12 protein-coding genes are annotated in these 15,096 nt (G+C 71.1%); 5 read left to right on the plus strand and 7 right to left on the minus strand.

Annotation, left to right across the window (positions count from 1 at the left end):
- Positions 1-127: 127 nt before the first annotated feature.
- From LCD31_RS24935 to LCD31_RS24950, 4 genes are read right to left on the minus strand one after another with little or no spacing between them, the layout of a single operon-like run.
- Entirely contained in the window at positions 128-949 is an 822-nt protein-coding gene (locus LCD31_RS24935) for an IclR family transcriptional regulator (protein WP_224961895.1), read from the minus strand.
- A 5-nt stretch (positions 950-954) separates the two neighbouring features.
- Entirely contained in the window at positions 955-1,665 is a 711-nt protein-coding gene (locus LCD31_RS24940) for an iron-sulfur cluster assembly protein (protein ID WP_224961897.1), read from the minus strand.
- Entirely contained in the window at positions 1,662-2,714 is a 1,053-nt protein-coding gene (locus tag LCD31_RS24945; protein ID WP_224961899.1) for an amidohydrolase family protein, read from the minus strand. The genes LCD31_RS24940 and LCD31_RS24945 overlap by 4 nt, the downstream gene beginning before the upstream one ends.
- Before the next feature lie 24 nt (positions 2,715-2,738).
- Positions 2,739-3,767, minus strand: a complete 1,029-nt coding sequence (locus LCD31_RS24950) for an NAD(P)-dependent alcohol dehydrogenase (RefSeq protein ID WP_224961901.1) — start codon at positions 3,765-3,767, stop codon at positions 2,739-2,741.
- Positions 3,768-4,013: 246 nt separating this feature from the next.
- On the opposite strand from LCD31_RS24950, the gene LCD31_RS24955 reads away from it, so the two are divergent.
- Positions 4,014-5,669, plus strand: a complete 1,656-nt coding sequence (locus LCD31_RS24955; RefSeq protein ID WP_224961903.1) for an FAD-binding dehydrogenase — start codon at positions 4,014-4,016, stop codon at positions 5,667-5,669.
- A 21-nt stretch (positions 5,670-5,690) separates the two neighbouring features.
- On the opposite strand, the gene LCD31_RS24960 is transcribed toward LCD31_RS24955, so the two are convergent.
- The 3 genes from LCD31_RS24960 to LCD31_RS24970 all read right to left on the minus strand — a co-directional run bounded on the left by LCD31_RS24960 (position 5,691) and on the right by LCD31_RS24970 (position 8,803).
- The gene (locus LCD31_RS24960; protein ID WP_224961905.1) at positions 5,691-6,053 is read right to left on the minus strand and encodes an SH3 domain-containing protein; all 363 of its coding nucleotides are present in this window, start codon (positions 6,051-6,053) and stop codon (positions 5,691-5,693) included.
- A 678-nt stretch (positions 6,054-6,731) separates the two neighbouring features.
- Positions 6,732-8,360 (minus strand): cation acetate symporter, encoded by a 1,629-nt coding sequence (locus tag LCD31_RS24965; protein WP_224961907.1) that lies wholly within the window; start codon positions 8,358-8,360, stop codon positions 6,732-6,734.
- Positions 8,357-8,803, minus strand: coding sequence for a DUF485 domain-containing protein (locus LCD31_RS24970; RefSeq protein ID WP_224961909.1), 447 nt, complete (start codon positions 8,801-8,803; stop codon positions 8,357-8,359). The genes LCD31_RS24965 and LCD31_RS24970 overlap by 4 nt, the downstream gene beginning before the upstream one ends.
- A gap of 727 nt (positions 8,804-9,530) precedes the next feature.
- Here LCD31_RS24970 and LCD31_RS24975 point away from each other — a divergent pair.
- The 4 genes from LCD31_RS24975 (at position 9,531) to LCD31_RS24990 (ending at position 14,964) form a co-directional block, all read left to right on the plus strand.
- Complete coding sequence (locus tag LCD31_RS24975; RefSeq protein ID WP_224961911.1) at positions 9,531-12,896, plus strand: sensor histidine kinase; 3,366 nt, start codon at positions 9,531-9,533, stop codon at positions 12,894-12,896.
- A 170-nt stretch (positions 12,897-13,066) separates the two neighbouring features.
- A complete protein-coding gene (locus LCD31_RS24980; RefSeq protein WP_224961914.1) occupies positions 13,067-13,513 on the plus strand; it encodes a roadblock/LC7 domain-containing protein in 447 nt (148 codons plus the stop codon).
- A 4-nt stretch (positions 13,514-13,517) separates the two neighbouring features.
- A complete protein-coding gene (locus LCD31_RS24985; RefSeq protein ID WP_224961916.1) occupies positions 13,518-14,339 on the plus strand; it encodes a DUF742 domain-containing protein in 822 nt (273 codons plus the stop codon).
- Entirely contained in the window at positions 14,320-14,964 is a 645-nt protein-coding gene (locus tag LCD31_RS24990) for an ATP/GTP-binding protein (RefSeq protein ID WP_224961919.1), read from the plus strand. The genes LCD31_RS24985 and LCD31_RS24990 overlap by 20 nt, the downstream gene beginning before the upstream one ends.
- The last annotated feature ends 132 nt before the right edge of the window (positions 14,965-15,096 follow it).

Genomic DNA, 15,096 nt, shown 5'->3' on the forward strand with positions numbered 1-15,096 from the left:
GCCCCGCACTCTACCCATATCCCCAAACCGGGGGGGCCCCCCCCCCCACCCCCGGGGCAACCCCCCCCCCCGCGGGTATTCCGGGCCGCCCCCCGCCATGGGGGGGCGGCAGACCGGAGAACCCGGTTCAGCCGCGCGGCCGGCTCACCAGCGCGCGGGTCACCCGCACCGCGCCCTGCCGCACCGCGCGCTCGACCGCCCACCGCCGGGCGCGGAACTCCGCGATCGGCAGCGAGATCGCCACCGACGCGGTCACGCAGCCCGCCGGGTCGAACACCGGCGAGGCCATGCACGCCAGCCCCGGCTGGAACTCCGCGATCTCCAAGGCGATCTGCGACTGCCGCACGTGCGAGAGGTGCTCCTCCAGCGCCTCCCGGGTGCGGATCGTCGACGGCGTGCACGGCGTCATCCCGGCCTGCTCCAGGTACCGCGCCCGCTGCTGCTGCTCCATCGCCGCCAGCATGATCTTGCCGAAGGCCGTGGCGTGCGAGGCCTGGTGGAACCCCACGTCCAACGGCTGCACCCGAGGACGCCGGTCGGAGTCCTCCACGTGCGCGATGACCACCTCGGTGTCCCGGTAGATCGCGTAGTACGCGGCGGCGTCCGCGTGGTGGTGCAACCGGCGGATCGCCGCGGCGATCTCCGGCGGCACCGCGAGCTGCCGGGACAGGGCCTGCCCGAGGAAGCGGGCCTTGTAGCCCAGCGCGAACACCTTCTGGTCGGTCAGGTGCACCACGTGCCCGGCCTCCACCAGCGTCGTCAGCAGGTGGTACGTCGTCGGCAACGTCAGGTCGAGCTGGGCGGCGAGGGACTTGGCGCTCACCCCGCACGGGGAGGCCGCGATCGCCTCCAGCACGCGCAGTGCGCGGCCCACCGACTGCAACGTCCCCGCCGGCGCCTTGGCGCCGTTGTGCTGCGGATTCCGTCCGCCGGTGGGCAGCGCGTCCATGCTCCTCAATGTAGGCCAGGCCGGGCGGTTCCCCCGCCGGGCCCGTACCGGGTGTCGAGCAGGCCACGACACCAGCCGGCGTTGCCCTCGATGCTGACCCGCGTGGTGCGGGCGAACCGCAACCGCGCGGACAGCCCCTCGACGGGCACGGGTGCGCCGGCGTCGTCGACCAGCAGCGGGGCGTCCGGCCCGGACGGCAGGCCCAGCTGGTCCCGCCGCCTGCGCAGCCGGTCCAGCGCCTGGCTCGGCGGCAGGTTGCCGAGCCGCACCTGCACCAGCTGCTCCAGCCCGGTGCCCGAGCGCAGCAGCTGCTGGGCCACCTGCTCCTGGTAGGCCAGGTGCGCCTTGCGCAGGAACGTGGTGCGCAGCTCCTCCAGCTCACCGGCCGCCAGCCCGGGGAACGCGGCGTCGAAACCGTCCCCGGCCGCGACGCCCGCGTTGATCTCCTCGGACGCGAAGTGGTCCAGCAACCGCACCCGCACCCGCCGCACCCACGGCAGCTCCGCCACCGCGTCGTGCGCGTCGGCGACCATCAAATAGGCGAAGTTCGGCGCGCAGAAGTAGGTGGGCAGCCGCAGGTCGACCTGCACGTCCGAGCGGTCCACCGCCACCCGCGACACGAACTCCAGGTCGGTGACCGGCTGGTCCAGCTCCGGGTCGAGCACCGCGTCCAGCGCCCGCCACACCTCGGTCTCCAGGTTCACGGCCGTGGTCATGACGACAGCACCTCCTGGTTCAGCTCGGAGGCGACCGGTTCGCGGCCGGCCGGGACCGCGGGTTCCGCGGCGCGCATCTCCGCGGGCACCTCGATGTCGTAGAGCCGCGCCGCGTTCAGGCCGAGGATCTTGCGCTTGACGTCGGTGGTCAGCACCCCGTACTCGTCCTGCATGTCCTCCGGGATCTGGAAGTCCACGAACTGCTCCACCAGCCACTTCGGCGTCCAGATCGCGTAGTCGCTGGAGAAGGTGATCCGGTTCTCGTCCAGCCAGAACAGCAGCTCACCGATGATCTGGGCGAAGTAGCGCGGCCGGTGGTGCATGAACGCCATGGCCACCGCGAGTCCGCCGTAGACGTTGGGCTCCTGGGTGGCGATCCAGCAGAAGTCCTCCAGCCGCGGCAGCCCGACGTGCTCCACGATGAAGTTCAGCTCCGGGAACGCCGAGGCCACGTCGTCGACGTCGGCCACGTCGAACGCGTCCCGGTTCAGCGGGTAGATCGTCGGTCCCTTGTGGATGTGGATGTTGCGGATGCCCAGCTCCTGGCACTTCTCCAGGTACCGGTACGACCACGGGTCGGTCAGCTTCCAGCCCTTGGACTCGCCCTTCCACTCCGCGGTGTAGAGCTTGGTGCCCTTGAGCTGCCAGCGCTCCGCCAGCCGTTCCAGCGCGCCCAGCCCGGCCTCGCCGTCCCGCGGGTCCCAGCCGCCGTTCACGATGAACTTGTCCGGGTGCTTCTCGGCGAGCGCACCGTCCTGCTCGGTGGTGTTGAAGCCGTTGACGAAGAAGTCGGTGAGGTAGGTCGGCTGGAAGATGGCCTTGTCGACGTACCCGACCTCGAACAGGTCGTGGAGGATCTTCTCCTCGCTCTGCTTCTGGAACTGCTCGTGCGTCCAGATCTCCGACTCCGGGCTCAGGTTCCGGTGGTAGTCGAAGAAGCAGTTCAGGAAGCCCTCGCCGTAGCGGTTGGCCTGGTTGGCCGGCGTCCCGTCCCACGCGTGGATGTGGCTGTCGACGATGAAGTACTTCGTTCCGTCCTTCTCATACATGGCGAACCTCCGTGGTGGGGCGGGTCAGGGGACGAGGATGGCGCGGCCGCCGGGGATGCGACCCGAGTCGAGGTCGTCGAGCGCGTCCAGCGCGGCGTCGAGCGGGTAGGTGCGGGTGCGCAGCGAGACCTTGCCCTGCGCGGTGAGCGTCATCAGCTCGTCGAGGTCGAGGTACGAGCCGACGAGGTTGCCGACCACGTTGATCTCGCGGGAGATGACGTCGATGGTGGGCACGTCGAGCCGGCCGCCGTAGCCGATGACGAAGTACGAACCGGCGTCGCGGGTCATCGCGATCCCGTCCGCCTCGGTGCCGTTCTCGCCGACGAAGTCGAGCACCACCTCGGCGCCCTTCCCGCCGGTGATGTCCCGGACCGCGTCGACCTGACCGCCGTCGGCCCGGACGGCGTGGTGCGCGCCGAGCTGCTCGGCGAGCCGCAGCGCCTCCGGGGAGCGGTCCACCACGGTGATCTCGGCCGGGGTCAGCGCCACCAGGGACTGCAACCCGATGTGGCCGAGCCCGCCCGCGCCGATCACCACCACGTGCGCGCCCGGGTGCAGCAGCGGCACCGCCTTGCGCACCGCGTGGTAGGCGGTGAGCCCGGCGTCGGCGAGCGCGGCCACCTCGGCGGGTTCCAGCCCGTCGTCCAGCTTGACGACCGAGCGGGCGTTCGTGCGCAGCAGCTCCGCCATGCCCCCGTCGGTGTCGATGCCGGGGAACAGCGAGTTCTCGCAGTGCACGTCGTCCCCACCACGGCAGGGGCGGCACAGGCCGCAGGTGACCAGCGGGTGCAGGATGACCTTGTCACCGGGCCGCACGTTGCTCACGGCGCTGCCGACCTCGCGGACCGTTCCCGCGTTCTCGTGCCCGATGATGTAGGGCAGCGCGACGCCGCTCTTGTCGGCCCACTGCCCTTCGATGATGTGCAGGTCGGTGCGGCACACGCCCGCCGCCCCGACTTCGACCAGCACGTCCAGCGGTTCCCGCACGGCCGGATCGGGAACCGATTCGACCACGGGTCTCTCGCCGTAGGCGTGCACTCTGACCGCTCGCAACGCGGACTCCTCTCCGTTGAGCTGTGTCCTGGTTCACAGGCTGGCCGGAACGTCCCGCGACGTGGAAGAGGCGTTGTCAGATGCTGATAACCGCATGTCCGCCACCTGGTGGCGGCAGCTCCTTGAGCGGTTCAGCCCAACGTCCACCGCCGAACGCGGGAGCGGGCGCCCGCGGACTGGTGTCGGGGATGGCGCGGCGGCCTATAGTTCGCAGAGCTTCCGACCGGGTGAGCAGAGGAGTCGCTGGTGGCGTTCGACGCCGATGTCATCGTGGTGGGTGCCGGACTGGCCGGACTGGTCGCGACCGCCGAGCTGGCCGACGCCGGCCGCCGCGTGCTGCTGCTCGACCAGGAACCCGAGGCCTCGCTGGGCGGGCAGGCGCACTGGTCCTTCGGCGGCCTGTTCCTGGTGGACTCCCCGGAACAGCGCAGGCTCGGCGTGCACGACTCCCGCGAGCTGGCCTGGCAGGACTGGCAGGGCACCGCCGGGTTCGACCGCGCCGACGACCACTGGCCGCGCCGCTGGGCCGAGGCCTACGTGGACTTCGCCGCCGGGGAGAAGCGGTCCTGGCTGCGGCAGCAGGGGCTGTCGCTGTTCCCGCTGGTGCAGTGGGCCGAGCGCGGCGGATCGCTGGCCACCGGGCACGGCAACTCGGTGCCCCGCTTCCACATCACCTGGGGGACCGGGCCCGGCGTGCTGGAGCCGTTCCTGCGCCGCGTGCGCGCCGCCGAGGAGCGCGGCCGGGTGGAGCTGCGCTTCCGGCACCGGGTCACCGGGTTGACCACCACCGGCGGTGCCGTGGACGGGGTGCGCGGCGAGGTGCTGGAAGCCAGCGGGGTGTCCCGCGGCCAGCGCAGCTCCCGCACCGCGATCGGCGAGTTCGACCTGCGCGCGCAGGCCGTCGTGGTCACCTCCGGCGGCATCGGCGCGAACCTGGACCTGGTGCGGCGGAACTGGCCCGCGCGGCTCGGACCCGCCCCGGAGAAGATGATCGCCGGGGTGCCCGACCACGTGGACGGGCGGATGCTGGAGGTCGTCGGCGACACCGGTGGCCGCATCATCAACTCCGACCGGATGTGGCACTACACCGAAGGAATCCGCAACTACGATCCGGTGTGGACCGACCACGGCATCCGCATCCTGCCGGGACCGTCCTCGTTCTGGATCGACGCGCTCGGCCGCAGGCTGCCGCCGCCGCTGTTCCCCGGTGCGGACACGCTGGCGACCCTGGCGCACATCGGCTCCACCGGCCACGACCACACCTGGTTCGTGCTCAACCGGCGCATCATCAGCCGCGAGTTCGCGCTGTCCGGTTCGGAGCAGAACCCCGACCTCACCGGCCGCAACGTCGCCGAGGTGCTCGCCCGCGGCGGGGAGGTGACGCCGGGCCCGGTCGCCGAGTTCGTCAAGCGCGGCGCCGACTTCGTCACCCGGCGCACGCTGCCGGAGCTGGTGCGCGGGATGAACGAGCTGACCGGCGCGGACCTGATCGACGCCGAGCGGCTGGAGCGGGACATCGTGGCACGGGACCGGCAGGTCACCTCCGGGCTGGGCAAGGACGCGCAGATCTCGCTGATCCGCGCCGCCCGGCACTACAGCGTGGACCGGCTGGTGCGGGTCGCCCCGCCGCACCGGTTGCTGGACCCGGCGGCGGGTCCGCTGGTGGCGGTCCGGCTGACGCTGCTGACCCGCAAGACCCTCGGCGGGGTCGAGACGGACCTGGACGCGCGGGTCATCGGCGCGGGCGGCTCGCCGCTGCCGGGGCTGTACGCGGCCGGTGAGGTGGCCGGGTTCGGCGGCGGTGGCATGCACGGATACCGCTCGCTGGAGGGGACCTTCCTCGGCGGCTGCCTGTTCTCCGGGCGCACCGCCGGGCGGGCGGCCGCCCGGGCCACCGCCTGACCGGCCCGGTCCGCGCGGCGGTCACAGGAAGCAGGAGCTGACGTAGCCGGTGACCCGGGTGCGCCGGTCCAGCACCTGTGACCAGGTGTGCCGCGTGCGGCCGTCCGGGCAGGTCACCCGCTCGCCCTCGACCTCCCGGCGCTGCACCACCCGATCGCCCGGGTTGCCGACGCCCACCACCACCGACGACGTGCCGGGACCGGCCCGCAGGTTCACCCCCGGCACGCGGAAGTCCTCGGCGCGGTCGGGACCGGCGTCCCGGCTCAGCTCGGCGAGCCGCTGGCCGAATTCGAAGACGAAGTGCGCGACTCCGGCCCCCAGGCCGTGCACTTGCAGCACCAGTGCGGCGACTCCCGCCAGCACGGCGTTCCGGATCGTGTGCATGATTTTCCCCCTGGCTCCCGCGCCGGGCCGAACGCTCCCGGCCGGGAGTTTCGCGAAGAGATCGTTCCGACGTTTCCCCCGTAGCCGAACCAATCAACGCGCCGTTCATCTTATCGGCCGCGGAGGGTTCGCCGGGAGTGTCCGATCGTGTGCTTCGGGGAATGTGCCGACGCCTGCCGAACTCCGAAAAGAATTCGCGCTAGGACAGCGGTGAGCGATCACGATTACTTCGCAAGTGTCCACGATGCGGTGAACTGAATCGTCAGGTTCACCGCTGAGTGACCACATCGCGGTGGCGGTTAAGCTTCCGGCCGAGTGCGGCGGCATTCCGGCGAGCCCGCCGCGGACCGACGCGGAACCGTGCCGCCGAGCCGGAGCGGACCGGAGGAAACGATGGACGACGCGGATCCCTGGGACGGTTTGGCCGTTCCCGCCGGGTTGTGCCGGTACTGCGAGCACCCCTCGCTGAACCGCACGCGACGAGGTGTCACGTACATGCGGTGCACCCGAGCCGGATGGGATGAGCGGATTCCGCGCTATCCGGGGCTGCCGGTCGCGGAATGCGTCGGATTCGAACCCCGGACGGGATCCTGACGACCGCTCCGGGGGAAAGCGGCGCCGTCCGGACCGGCGCGGACGCGCCCGGAGCCGCACCTCCGGACGCCCCGCGGGAGCGGGTCAGCCCTTGCCCGCGCCGATCCCGGTCAGCGAGCGGACCTCCATCTCGGCCCGCCGGTCCTCATCGGGCGTCTCCTCGCTGAACAGCGTGCCGATCGCGGCGAACAGGAACGAGATCGGGATGGACACGATGCCCGGGTTGCGCAGCGGGAACAGCGCGAAGTCCACCCCGGGGAAGATGGAGTCCGGCGAGCCGGAGACCACCGGGGACAGCACGACCAGCACCAGGCAGGACACCAGTCCGCTGTAGATCCCCCACAAGGTTCCCGAGGTGTTGAACCGCCGCCAGAACAGCGAGTACAGCAGCGTGGACAGGTTCGCCGAGGCCGCGAACGCGAACGCCAGCCCCACCAGGAACGCGATGTTCTGCCCGTTGACGGCGATGCCGCCCAGGATCGACACCCCGCCGATGGCCAGCGCCGTGTACCGCGCGACCCGCACGACCTGGCCGGAGTCGGCGTTGCCGTCCCGGATCAGGTTCGCGTAGATGTCGTGGGCGAACGAGGCCGACGCGGTCAGGGTGAGCCCGGCGACCACCGCGAGGATGGTCGCGAACGCGACCGCGGCCACGATGCCCAGCAGGAACGTGCCGCCCACCTGGTAGGCCAGCAGCGGGGCCGCCGAGTTCTCCCCGCCGGGGGCGTCGAGGATGGTCGGGGTGCCGACCAGCGCCGCCGCGCCGAACCCGATGATCAGGGTGCACAGGTAGAACGCGGACATCGTCCACACCGCCCACACGACCGAGCGGCGGGCCTCCTTCGCGTTCGGCACCGTGTAGAAGCGCATCAGCACGTGCGGCAGCCCGCCGACGCCGAGCACCAGGGCCAGCGACAGCGAGACGAAGTCCAACCTGGTCATCGAGGACAGCCCGTACTGCACGCCCGGCGCGAAGATGTCCCGGCCGTTCGGGTTGTTCTCGGCGGCGTGGACCAGCAGCTTCGACGGGTCGTAGCCGAACTTCCCGATCAGGAAGATCGTCATCATCCCGACGCAGAGGAACAGCAGCGCGGCCTTCACGATCTGCACCCACGTGGTGCCCTTCATGCCGCCGACCAGCACGTACAGCACCATGACGACGCCGACGACGGCGATGACGATCGCCTGGCCGCCCGCGCCGTGCACGTCGAGCAGCAGGGCCACGAGCCCGCCGGCCCCGGCCATCTGCGCGATCATGTAGACGAAGGTGATGGCCAGCGTGGAGACGGCGGCCGCGGCGCGGACCGGGCGCTTGCGCATCCGGAAGCTGAGCACGTCGCCCATGGTGAACCGGCCGGTGTTGCGCATCCGCTCGGCGATGAGCAGCAGGTTGATCAGCCAGGCGACCAGGAATCCGATGGAGTACAGGAAGCCGTCGTAGCCGTGCACCGCGATCGCCCCCGCGATGCCGAGGAACGAGGCGGCGGAGAGGAAGTCGCCGGAGAGCGCGATGCCGTTCTGCGCGCCGGTGAACGAGCCGCCCGCGGCGAAGTAGTCGGCGGTGGTGCTGCGGCGGCTGCTGACCCGGTAGACGAGGAACAGGGTGAGCAGCACGAACCCGGCGAAGATCGCCGTGTTGACCGCGGGCCCGTCGGCGGGCAGCAGCGAGCCGCCCGGGGAGTCCTGCGCGACGGCGGGGAGGGGGTGGTTCATCGCCGGTCACCGTCCGCGGCCGGCGCGGTGGAGGCGTCCACTTCGGCGCGCAGCTCTTCGACGAGGGGGTCGACGGAGCGTTCGGCGAAGCGGACGTAGGCGGTGGTGATGAGCACCGTGGACACGAACTGCCCGATTCCGAGCAGCAACCCGATGTTGATCAATCCGAGCACGGGGCGGGCCATCAGCTCGGTCTGATAGGCGGCGAGCAGGACGTAGCCGAGGTACCAGACGAGGAATAACGCGGTCATCGGAAATACGAACCTGATCACCTTCCGGCGCAGGTCGTGGAATTCGGCGCTGGACGCGATGGCCGGGTAATCCGGACCGGTTCGCAGCGTGATGTCGGTGCTGCGCTCGATTCCGGCGAAGGGTTTCGGGGTTTGCCTCCGCGCCCGGTGCTGCGGGTAAGCGCGTATTGCGGTTCGAGTGGCGTCGCTCATGCTTCCTTCCCGGAAGTTCTCTGTTCGGGTCGGTCGGAACTCGGGGGACCCGGTGGATGCGATGTCGAAGCTCAGCGGCGGCGAAGTTAACCACCTCTCTGCCGCAATTGGGAAGAGATGTCGCCACACAGGATGACGGATCGATCACGAAGAGTGATGAACGTGGGGTGCCTCAGGCGTCCCGTGACACGTCCGGTTGAACCTCGACCACACGGCTGCTCGCGGCGGCGAAGGTTTTCCGGGAGCGCCGACAGCGATCGTCCGGAGGTGAACCTGCTTCCGCGCAGTGAAAAATTCCTCGTTCCGGTAGGTGCGGAGCCGTCCCCGGAAGACGTGACGTGCGGTGTTGCTCGGAGTCGATTGCGCCGAAAACGCCCTCCGCTGTTTCCCGGGGGCAGGGTTTATAGTGCAGGCACCCGAAAGCAGACCGCCTCCTCTTCCTTCGCCCCGGTTAGGTGTCCGTGTCCGGAATGCCGTCAGTCCCGGCACAGCCCGTAGCGATCGGTTCGGTAACGCTCGGTCTCGCTGGAGCCACCGCACCGATACGGTTCTGTGCTGGAAGTTCGCCCCGCCGACTACGAGCCTGCCCGCCGCCGGACCGCTTTCCCCCCGACAACCCAGACGACGATTGCGGGATCACACGCATGCGCCGTTCCCCGACGCCAAGTTCACTCGAAAGAGGTCGCCTGCTGAGCAGGGCCGACCGGCCGACGCCGAGGTGGTGCTCGTGACGGCGTCGACTCCCCCGCGCGAGCGGGCACGGTTAGGCCAGTGGCGGAACTGGAGCCTCTCGGTCAAGTTCGCCGCGGTCGTGCTGGTCCCGGTGATCTTCGCGGTCGGCCTCGGCATCTCCCAGATCCGCTGGCAGGTCGACCAGGCCAACGAGTACGAGCGCGTCGCGCACGTGCTGGACGGCGCGCAGAAGGTCGAACCCCTCGTCGCCGCGCTGCAGAACGAGCGCAACGCCGCCGTTCTGATCAACAACGCCGAGGAGCTGGACCGGCGGGTCGCCGAAGTGGACGCCGCCTTCGCCACCGTCGACGAGGAGATCGGGCACTCCGCCGGTCCCGGTGAGATCGACTACGGCCAGATCGTCGACGACCGCCACCACGAAGTGCACACCGCGCTCGAACAGCTCGACGGCGCGCGCGAAGCGGTCCGCCGCGAATCGCTGTCCACCCCCGACACCATCAACGCCTACAGCGCCGCCATCACCTCGGTGCTGTCCCTGGACCGCGCGCTCACCAGCACCGTGTCCGAGCCGACGCTGGCCGCCACCGCATCGGCGCTGCAGGACATGCTCGCCATGATGGAAGAGGTCCGGCTCCAGCAGGCCTGGGTGCTCAGCGGACTCTCCCAGGGCCAGCTGGCGCCGCAGTCCGGCGACGCGCTGCAGGGCTCCCGCGCCCGGCTCGTCTCCAAGATCGCCGACGCCCGCGCCACCGTCGCTCGGCACTGGCAGGAGCGCCTGGACGCGACCACGCAGGGTCCGGAGATCGTGCAGCGCAACGCGATGCTCACCCAGGTCCTGATGGCCGGGATGAGCGGTGGCGAGCTGCCGGTGACCGCGGCCCAGTGGAACGACATCTCCGACCAGGTGGTCGGGCTCATCGACGACGGCCACAACGACCTCGCCGACGAGGTCCGCGCCGGGGCGAGCGAACTCCGCGAGGACGCGGGCAACGCGGCGGGCTGGGACTCGGCGCTGCTGCTGGCCTCGCTCATCATCGCCGCCGCGGTGATCACCACGATCACCCGCCAGCTGATCGGCTCGCTGCGCCTGCTCCGGCAGGGCGCGCTCGACGCCGCCCAGCACGGGCTGCCGGACGCCGTCGCGGGCATCCGGTCCGGTGAGGAGGCCCGCGAGCTGCGGCCGCTGCCGGTCCGGACGACCGAAGAGGTCGGCCAGGTGGCGCGCGCCTTCGACGAGGTGCAGGCGCAGGCGCTGCGGCTCGCCGCCGAGCAGGCCTCGCTGCGGCACGGCTACAGCGAATCGTTCGTCGGCGTCTCCCGCCGGAGCCAGGGCCTGCTGGAACGCCAGCTGCGGCTGTTCGAGCAGCTGGAGCAGGACGAGGAGGACCCGGACCAGCTGTCCCGGCTGTTCCAGCTCGACCACCTCGCGACCCGGATGCGCCGCAACAACGAGAACCTGATGGTGCTCTCCGGCAGCGACCTGGCGCGGCGGTTCGTCCGGCCCACCGAGCTCGGCGACATGCTGCGCGCCGCGGTCTCCGAGATCGAGCAGTACCCGCGGGTCGTCGTGCAGCCGCCGCCGCAGGTGCGGCTGCTGGGCCACGCGGCCAGCGACCTGGTGCGGCTGATGGCCGAGCTGATGGACAACGCGGCGAACTTCTCCGCGCCCGACACCTCGGTCACCGTCTCCAGCTACCAGGCCGGCGACGGGTCGATCACCGTGGACGTGCTCGACGAGGGCATCGGCATGGGCGACCAGGAACTGGCCGCCGCCAACGAGCGGCTGTCCCGGGTCGACGAGAACGACCTGGCGACCTCGCGCCGGATGGGCCTGTTCGTGGTCTCCCGGCTGGCACTGCGCCACGGCGTCACCGTGCAGCTGCACGGCGGCCCCGATGTGGACGGTGTGCGGGCCACTGTGAACATCCCCGCCGAGCACGTGGTGGCGGGCGCGTCCGTCCCGCAGCAGCCCACGCCCGCGATGGGCGGGCAGCGCAACGGCGTGGCGCACCACGACATGCCGACCTCCGGTTCCTTCGGGACCGGCCCGCAGCCGATGACGTCCGCCCTCGACGGTGCGCAGCACGACGACACCGGGTTCGTGTGGAACGCGGGCGGCGAGACCGGGTTCAGCACCGCCGAGACCGGGTTCAGCACGGCGGAGGGCGAGACCGGCTTCAGCACGGGCACCGGATTCGCGGCCGAGACCGGCTTCGCGGCCGAGACCGGGTTCAGCACCGGCTTCGGCACCGCGGACCCGGTCGGTCCCGGCGGCGCCGACCCGGCGGAGACCGGGTTCAGCACGGCGGAACCGGACGGCGAGCGGAACACGTTCAACACCGGCTTCCTCACGCCCGGCGACACGTCGAACTCCCCGCTGCCGAAGCGGGAACCGGCGGCCGGCCTCGTCGGCCCCTCGCAGCAGGAGTCCGCGGGCGACCTCGGCAGCCTGTTCACCCCGGTGGACATCCCGGAGCAGGCCGACTCGCACGACTTCGCCGCGGACTGGACCTCCTCGGACCTGGCGTGGCCGCCGGCGCCGGAGGACGCCCCGGCCGCCGCGGACGACGCCTCGTCGCCGATCTTCGAAGAGGTCTCCACCCAGTGGTTCCAGCCCATCACGGACGAGGACCTCGACGAGTACTCCCGCGAGCAGGAGGCGCGCCGGGAATGGCCCGGTGACGAGCAGGCGACGTCCATCATGGACAGCGGTTCCTGGTCGTTCACCGCGGATTCCGCGGCGGAGGCCGAAGCCGAGGCGAAGGCCGCGGAGGCCGTCGACGCCCCGGAACCCGGCTTCACCGACTCCGGCCTCCCGCGGCGGAACGGCAGCGGCCCCGCCGAGGAACCGGTGGTGCACGTCGACGAGCACGACCCGCTCGGCATCGGCGAGCTCGACCAGGACCGCGCGGACGCGGCCCCCGCCGCGGGTTCCCCGGCGGAGCGCAGCCCGCAGGAGCTGAGCCGCAGACTGGCCGACCTGCAGGGCGGCCTGCGTTTCGGGAGGAACGGCGCCATGACCTCGTCGTCGCAGGACGGTTCCGACCCGGGCCCCGCGCAGGCGGACGGCCCGGACCTGCCGGCCGGGAGCTCCAGCCGGATCGCCGACGACGAAACCCCGGCGGCGAACGGGAACGGGAACGGCGGCTGGACCTTCGCGACCGACGAGTCCTGGCGCCAGGCCGAAGCCGTCACGAACCTCAGCCCCACCTCGTTCACCGAGTCCGGGTTGCCCCGCCGCACCCCCAAGGCGCAGCTGGCCCCGGGCAGCGCGCAGGCCGGTCCGAGCAGGCCGGAGGGCCAGCGCCCCGAACGGGACGCGAGCGCGCTGCGCGGCAGGTTGTCCAGCTTCCAATCCGGTGTCGAGCGCGGCAGGCACCGGGCGCCGGACGAGTCGTAGGGAGGGCGCGTGCGGAACTCGAACGTCGTCGTTGATGGTCCCCACCGGAAGAAGGAGCGCTAGCCAGGCCACTGAGGGCGCGGAGGACCGCGTCCGGTTCCACCGATTCGGCAACACGGAGTCGTTCGGACAGACCTCGGCGATTCCACGACCACAAGCCAGGAGGTTGCATGACTCCCCAGGAGACGATGTCCCGGCGGTTCGGGTGGCTGGTGACGGACTTCACCCAGCGCGTCGCCGGCGTGGCGCACGCGATCGTGGTGTCCGCGGACGGACTGCTGCTGACCGCTTCGGCGAACCTGCCGCAGGACCGCGCGGAACAGCTCGCCGCGGTCTCGTCCGGTCTGCTGAGCCTGACCAACGGTGCCGCGAAGTGCTTCGAAGCGGGCGAGGTCACCGAGACCATCGTGGAGATGCAGTACGGCACGTTGATCCAGATGGGCATCAGCGACGGTTCCTGCCTGACGGCGCTGGCGGCGCCGCAGTGCGACATGGGCCTGATCGCCTACGAGATGGCGATGCTGGTGGAACGCGTCGGCCAGATGCTCACCCCGGAGCTGCGGCACCAGCTGCAGGGCGCGAGGAATCCGTTCTCCCGCCCGGCCGCGGTGAGGTGACGCGATGAGCGATCCGGAGTTCGGCGAGCAGGACCGAAGACGGGACGAGCCGGACGAGAACACCTTCGCCGACGTGATGAACGGGTTCACCTTCGACAGCGGCCGCGGCAGGCGCGGGCGCCGGAAGAAGGCGGACCAGGCGGAGGACTCGGCCGCCGAGCAGGGCCCGGGAGACGCGGGTGCACCGCAACCCCAGTCGGGGCAGCCGCACTCCCGGCGACCCACCGCCCGGCCTCCAGCGGATCCGTTCGACCGGCGCGATCCGTTCGAAACCCCGCTGGAGTGGGAAACGCAAGGCCCGACGTACCGCGAACCGGACGCGGACTGGGGCGGGTCCCCGGAACCCGGTTCGGGGACGGCGGGATCGGCTCCGTGGACCGTCGGGGGGCAGCCCGCGGGCCGACCGGAAGCGGGGGGTGGTGAACCGGTGCCGGAACAGTCCAGGGGGGCGTTCGGCGCACCGGAGCGAGAACCGGAGCCGCAGGCCGAGGTTCCCGCGGCCATCCGCTCGTACACCTGGACCGGTGGCCGGACCAGGTCGAACTACGAGCTGCAAATGGAGACGCTCGTGTCCACGAGCGAGGCCTACCGGCCTGGCTCGGCGGGGCGGATGGAACACGAGTCGATCGCTGAAATGTGCCGGCATCCCAGGTCGGTGGCCGAAGTCGGAGCGCTGCTCTCCGTTCCGATCGGGGTGGCTAGGGTGTTGCTGGCCGACATGGCGGAACTGGGGATGGTCACCGTGCACCAGACGGTGACCGAAAGCGGTAGCGCACCACACCTGTTGTTGATGGAAAGGGTATTGAGTGGACTCCGTCGGCTATAGAGCTCCCCAAGGAGGCGCTCGGGGGCCGGTCGCCCCCCAGCGCGGTGCCACGACCTCGGCGAAGATCGTCGTCGCGGGCGGATTCGGTGTCGGCAAGACGACGTTCGTCGGCTCCGTCTCCGAGATCGTCCCGCTGACCACCGAGGCGGTGATGACGGAGGCCAGCGCGGGCGTGGACGACCTCGCGGCCACACCGGACAAGAGAAGCACCACGGTCGCGATGGACTTCGGCCGCATCTCGCTGGATTCGGACCTGATCCTGTACCTGTTCGGCACGCCCGGGCAGCAGCGCTTCTGGTTCATGTGGGATGACCTGGTCAAGGGCGCGATCGGCGCGGTGGTGCTGGTCGACACCCGGAGGCTGGCGGATTCGTTCTCCGCAGTGGACTTCTTCGAAGACCGCGGGCTGCCCTACCTGATCGCGGTGAACTGCTTCAACGGCGAACTGCAGCACCGCATGGAGGAGATCCGGGAGGCGATGGCGATCGGGCCGCACGTGCCGATCGGACCGTGCGACGCCCGGGACCAGCAGTCCACCAAGCAGGCGCTGATCGCCTTGGTGCAGCACGCGATGCGGCACTGGCAGCAGCAGGGGCAACCGGGCGGTCAGCAGATCGCGCGGTGAGTCCCGCGGCGGACCGGCCCGCGCGCCGGTGACGGGGAACTCCCCGGCCGGGTCGCGGGTGGTGGGTCGTACAACTCGATCGAGCGAGTGGGCGAGCGCGCCTGCGGAGCGGATGACCGCTCTGCGGCGCGC

The organism is Saccharopolyspora sp. 6M (assembly GCF_020176775.1).
Taxonomy (GTDB): domain Bacteria; phylum Actinomycetota; class Actinomycetes; order Mycobacteriales; family Pseudonocardiaceae; genus Saccharopolyspora_C; species Saccharopolyspora_C gregorii.

Excerpts from the sequence above, each read along its gene's own strand:
- LCD31_RS24935 (WP_224961895.1), bottom strand. The coding sequence starts at position 949 with ATGGACGCGCTGCCCACCGGCGGACGGAATCCGCAGCACAACGGCGCC.
- LCD31_RS24940 (WP_224961897.1), bottom strand. The coding sequence starts at position 1,665 with ATGACCACGGCCGTGAACCTGGAGACCGAGGTGTGGCGGGCGCTGGAC.
- LCD31_RS24945 (WP_224961899.1), bottom strand. The coding sequence starts at position 2,714 with ATGTATGAGAAGGACGGAACGAAGTACTTCATCGTCGACAGCCACATC.
- LCD31_RS24960 (WP_224961905.1), bottom strand. The coding sequence starts at position 6,053 with ATGCACACGATCCGGAACGCCGTGCTGGCGGGAGTCGCCGCACTGGTG.
- LCD31_RS24965 (WP_224961907.1), bottom strand. The coding sequence starts at position 8,360 with ATGAACCACCCCCTCCCCGCCGTCGCGCAGGACTCCCCGGGCGGCTCG.
- LCD31_RS24970 (WP_224961909.1), bottom strand. The coding sequence starts at position 8,803 with ATGAGCGACGCCACTCGAACCGCAATACGCGCTTACCCGCAGCACCGG.
- LCD31_RS24980 (WP_224961914.1), top strand. The coding sequence starts at position 13,067 with ATGACTCCCCAGGAGACGATGTCCCGGCGGTTCGGGTGGCTGGTGACG.
- LCD31_RS24985 (WP_224961916.1), top strand. The coding sequence starts at position 13,518 with ATGAGCGATCCGGAGTTCGGCGAGCAGGACCGAAGACGGGACGAGCCG.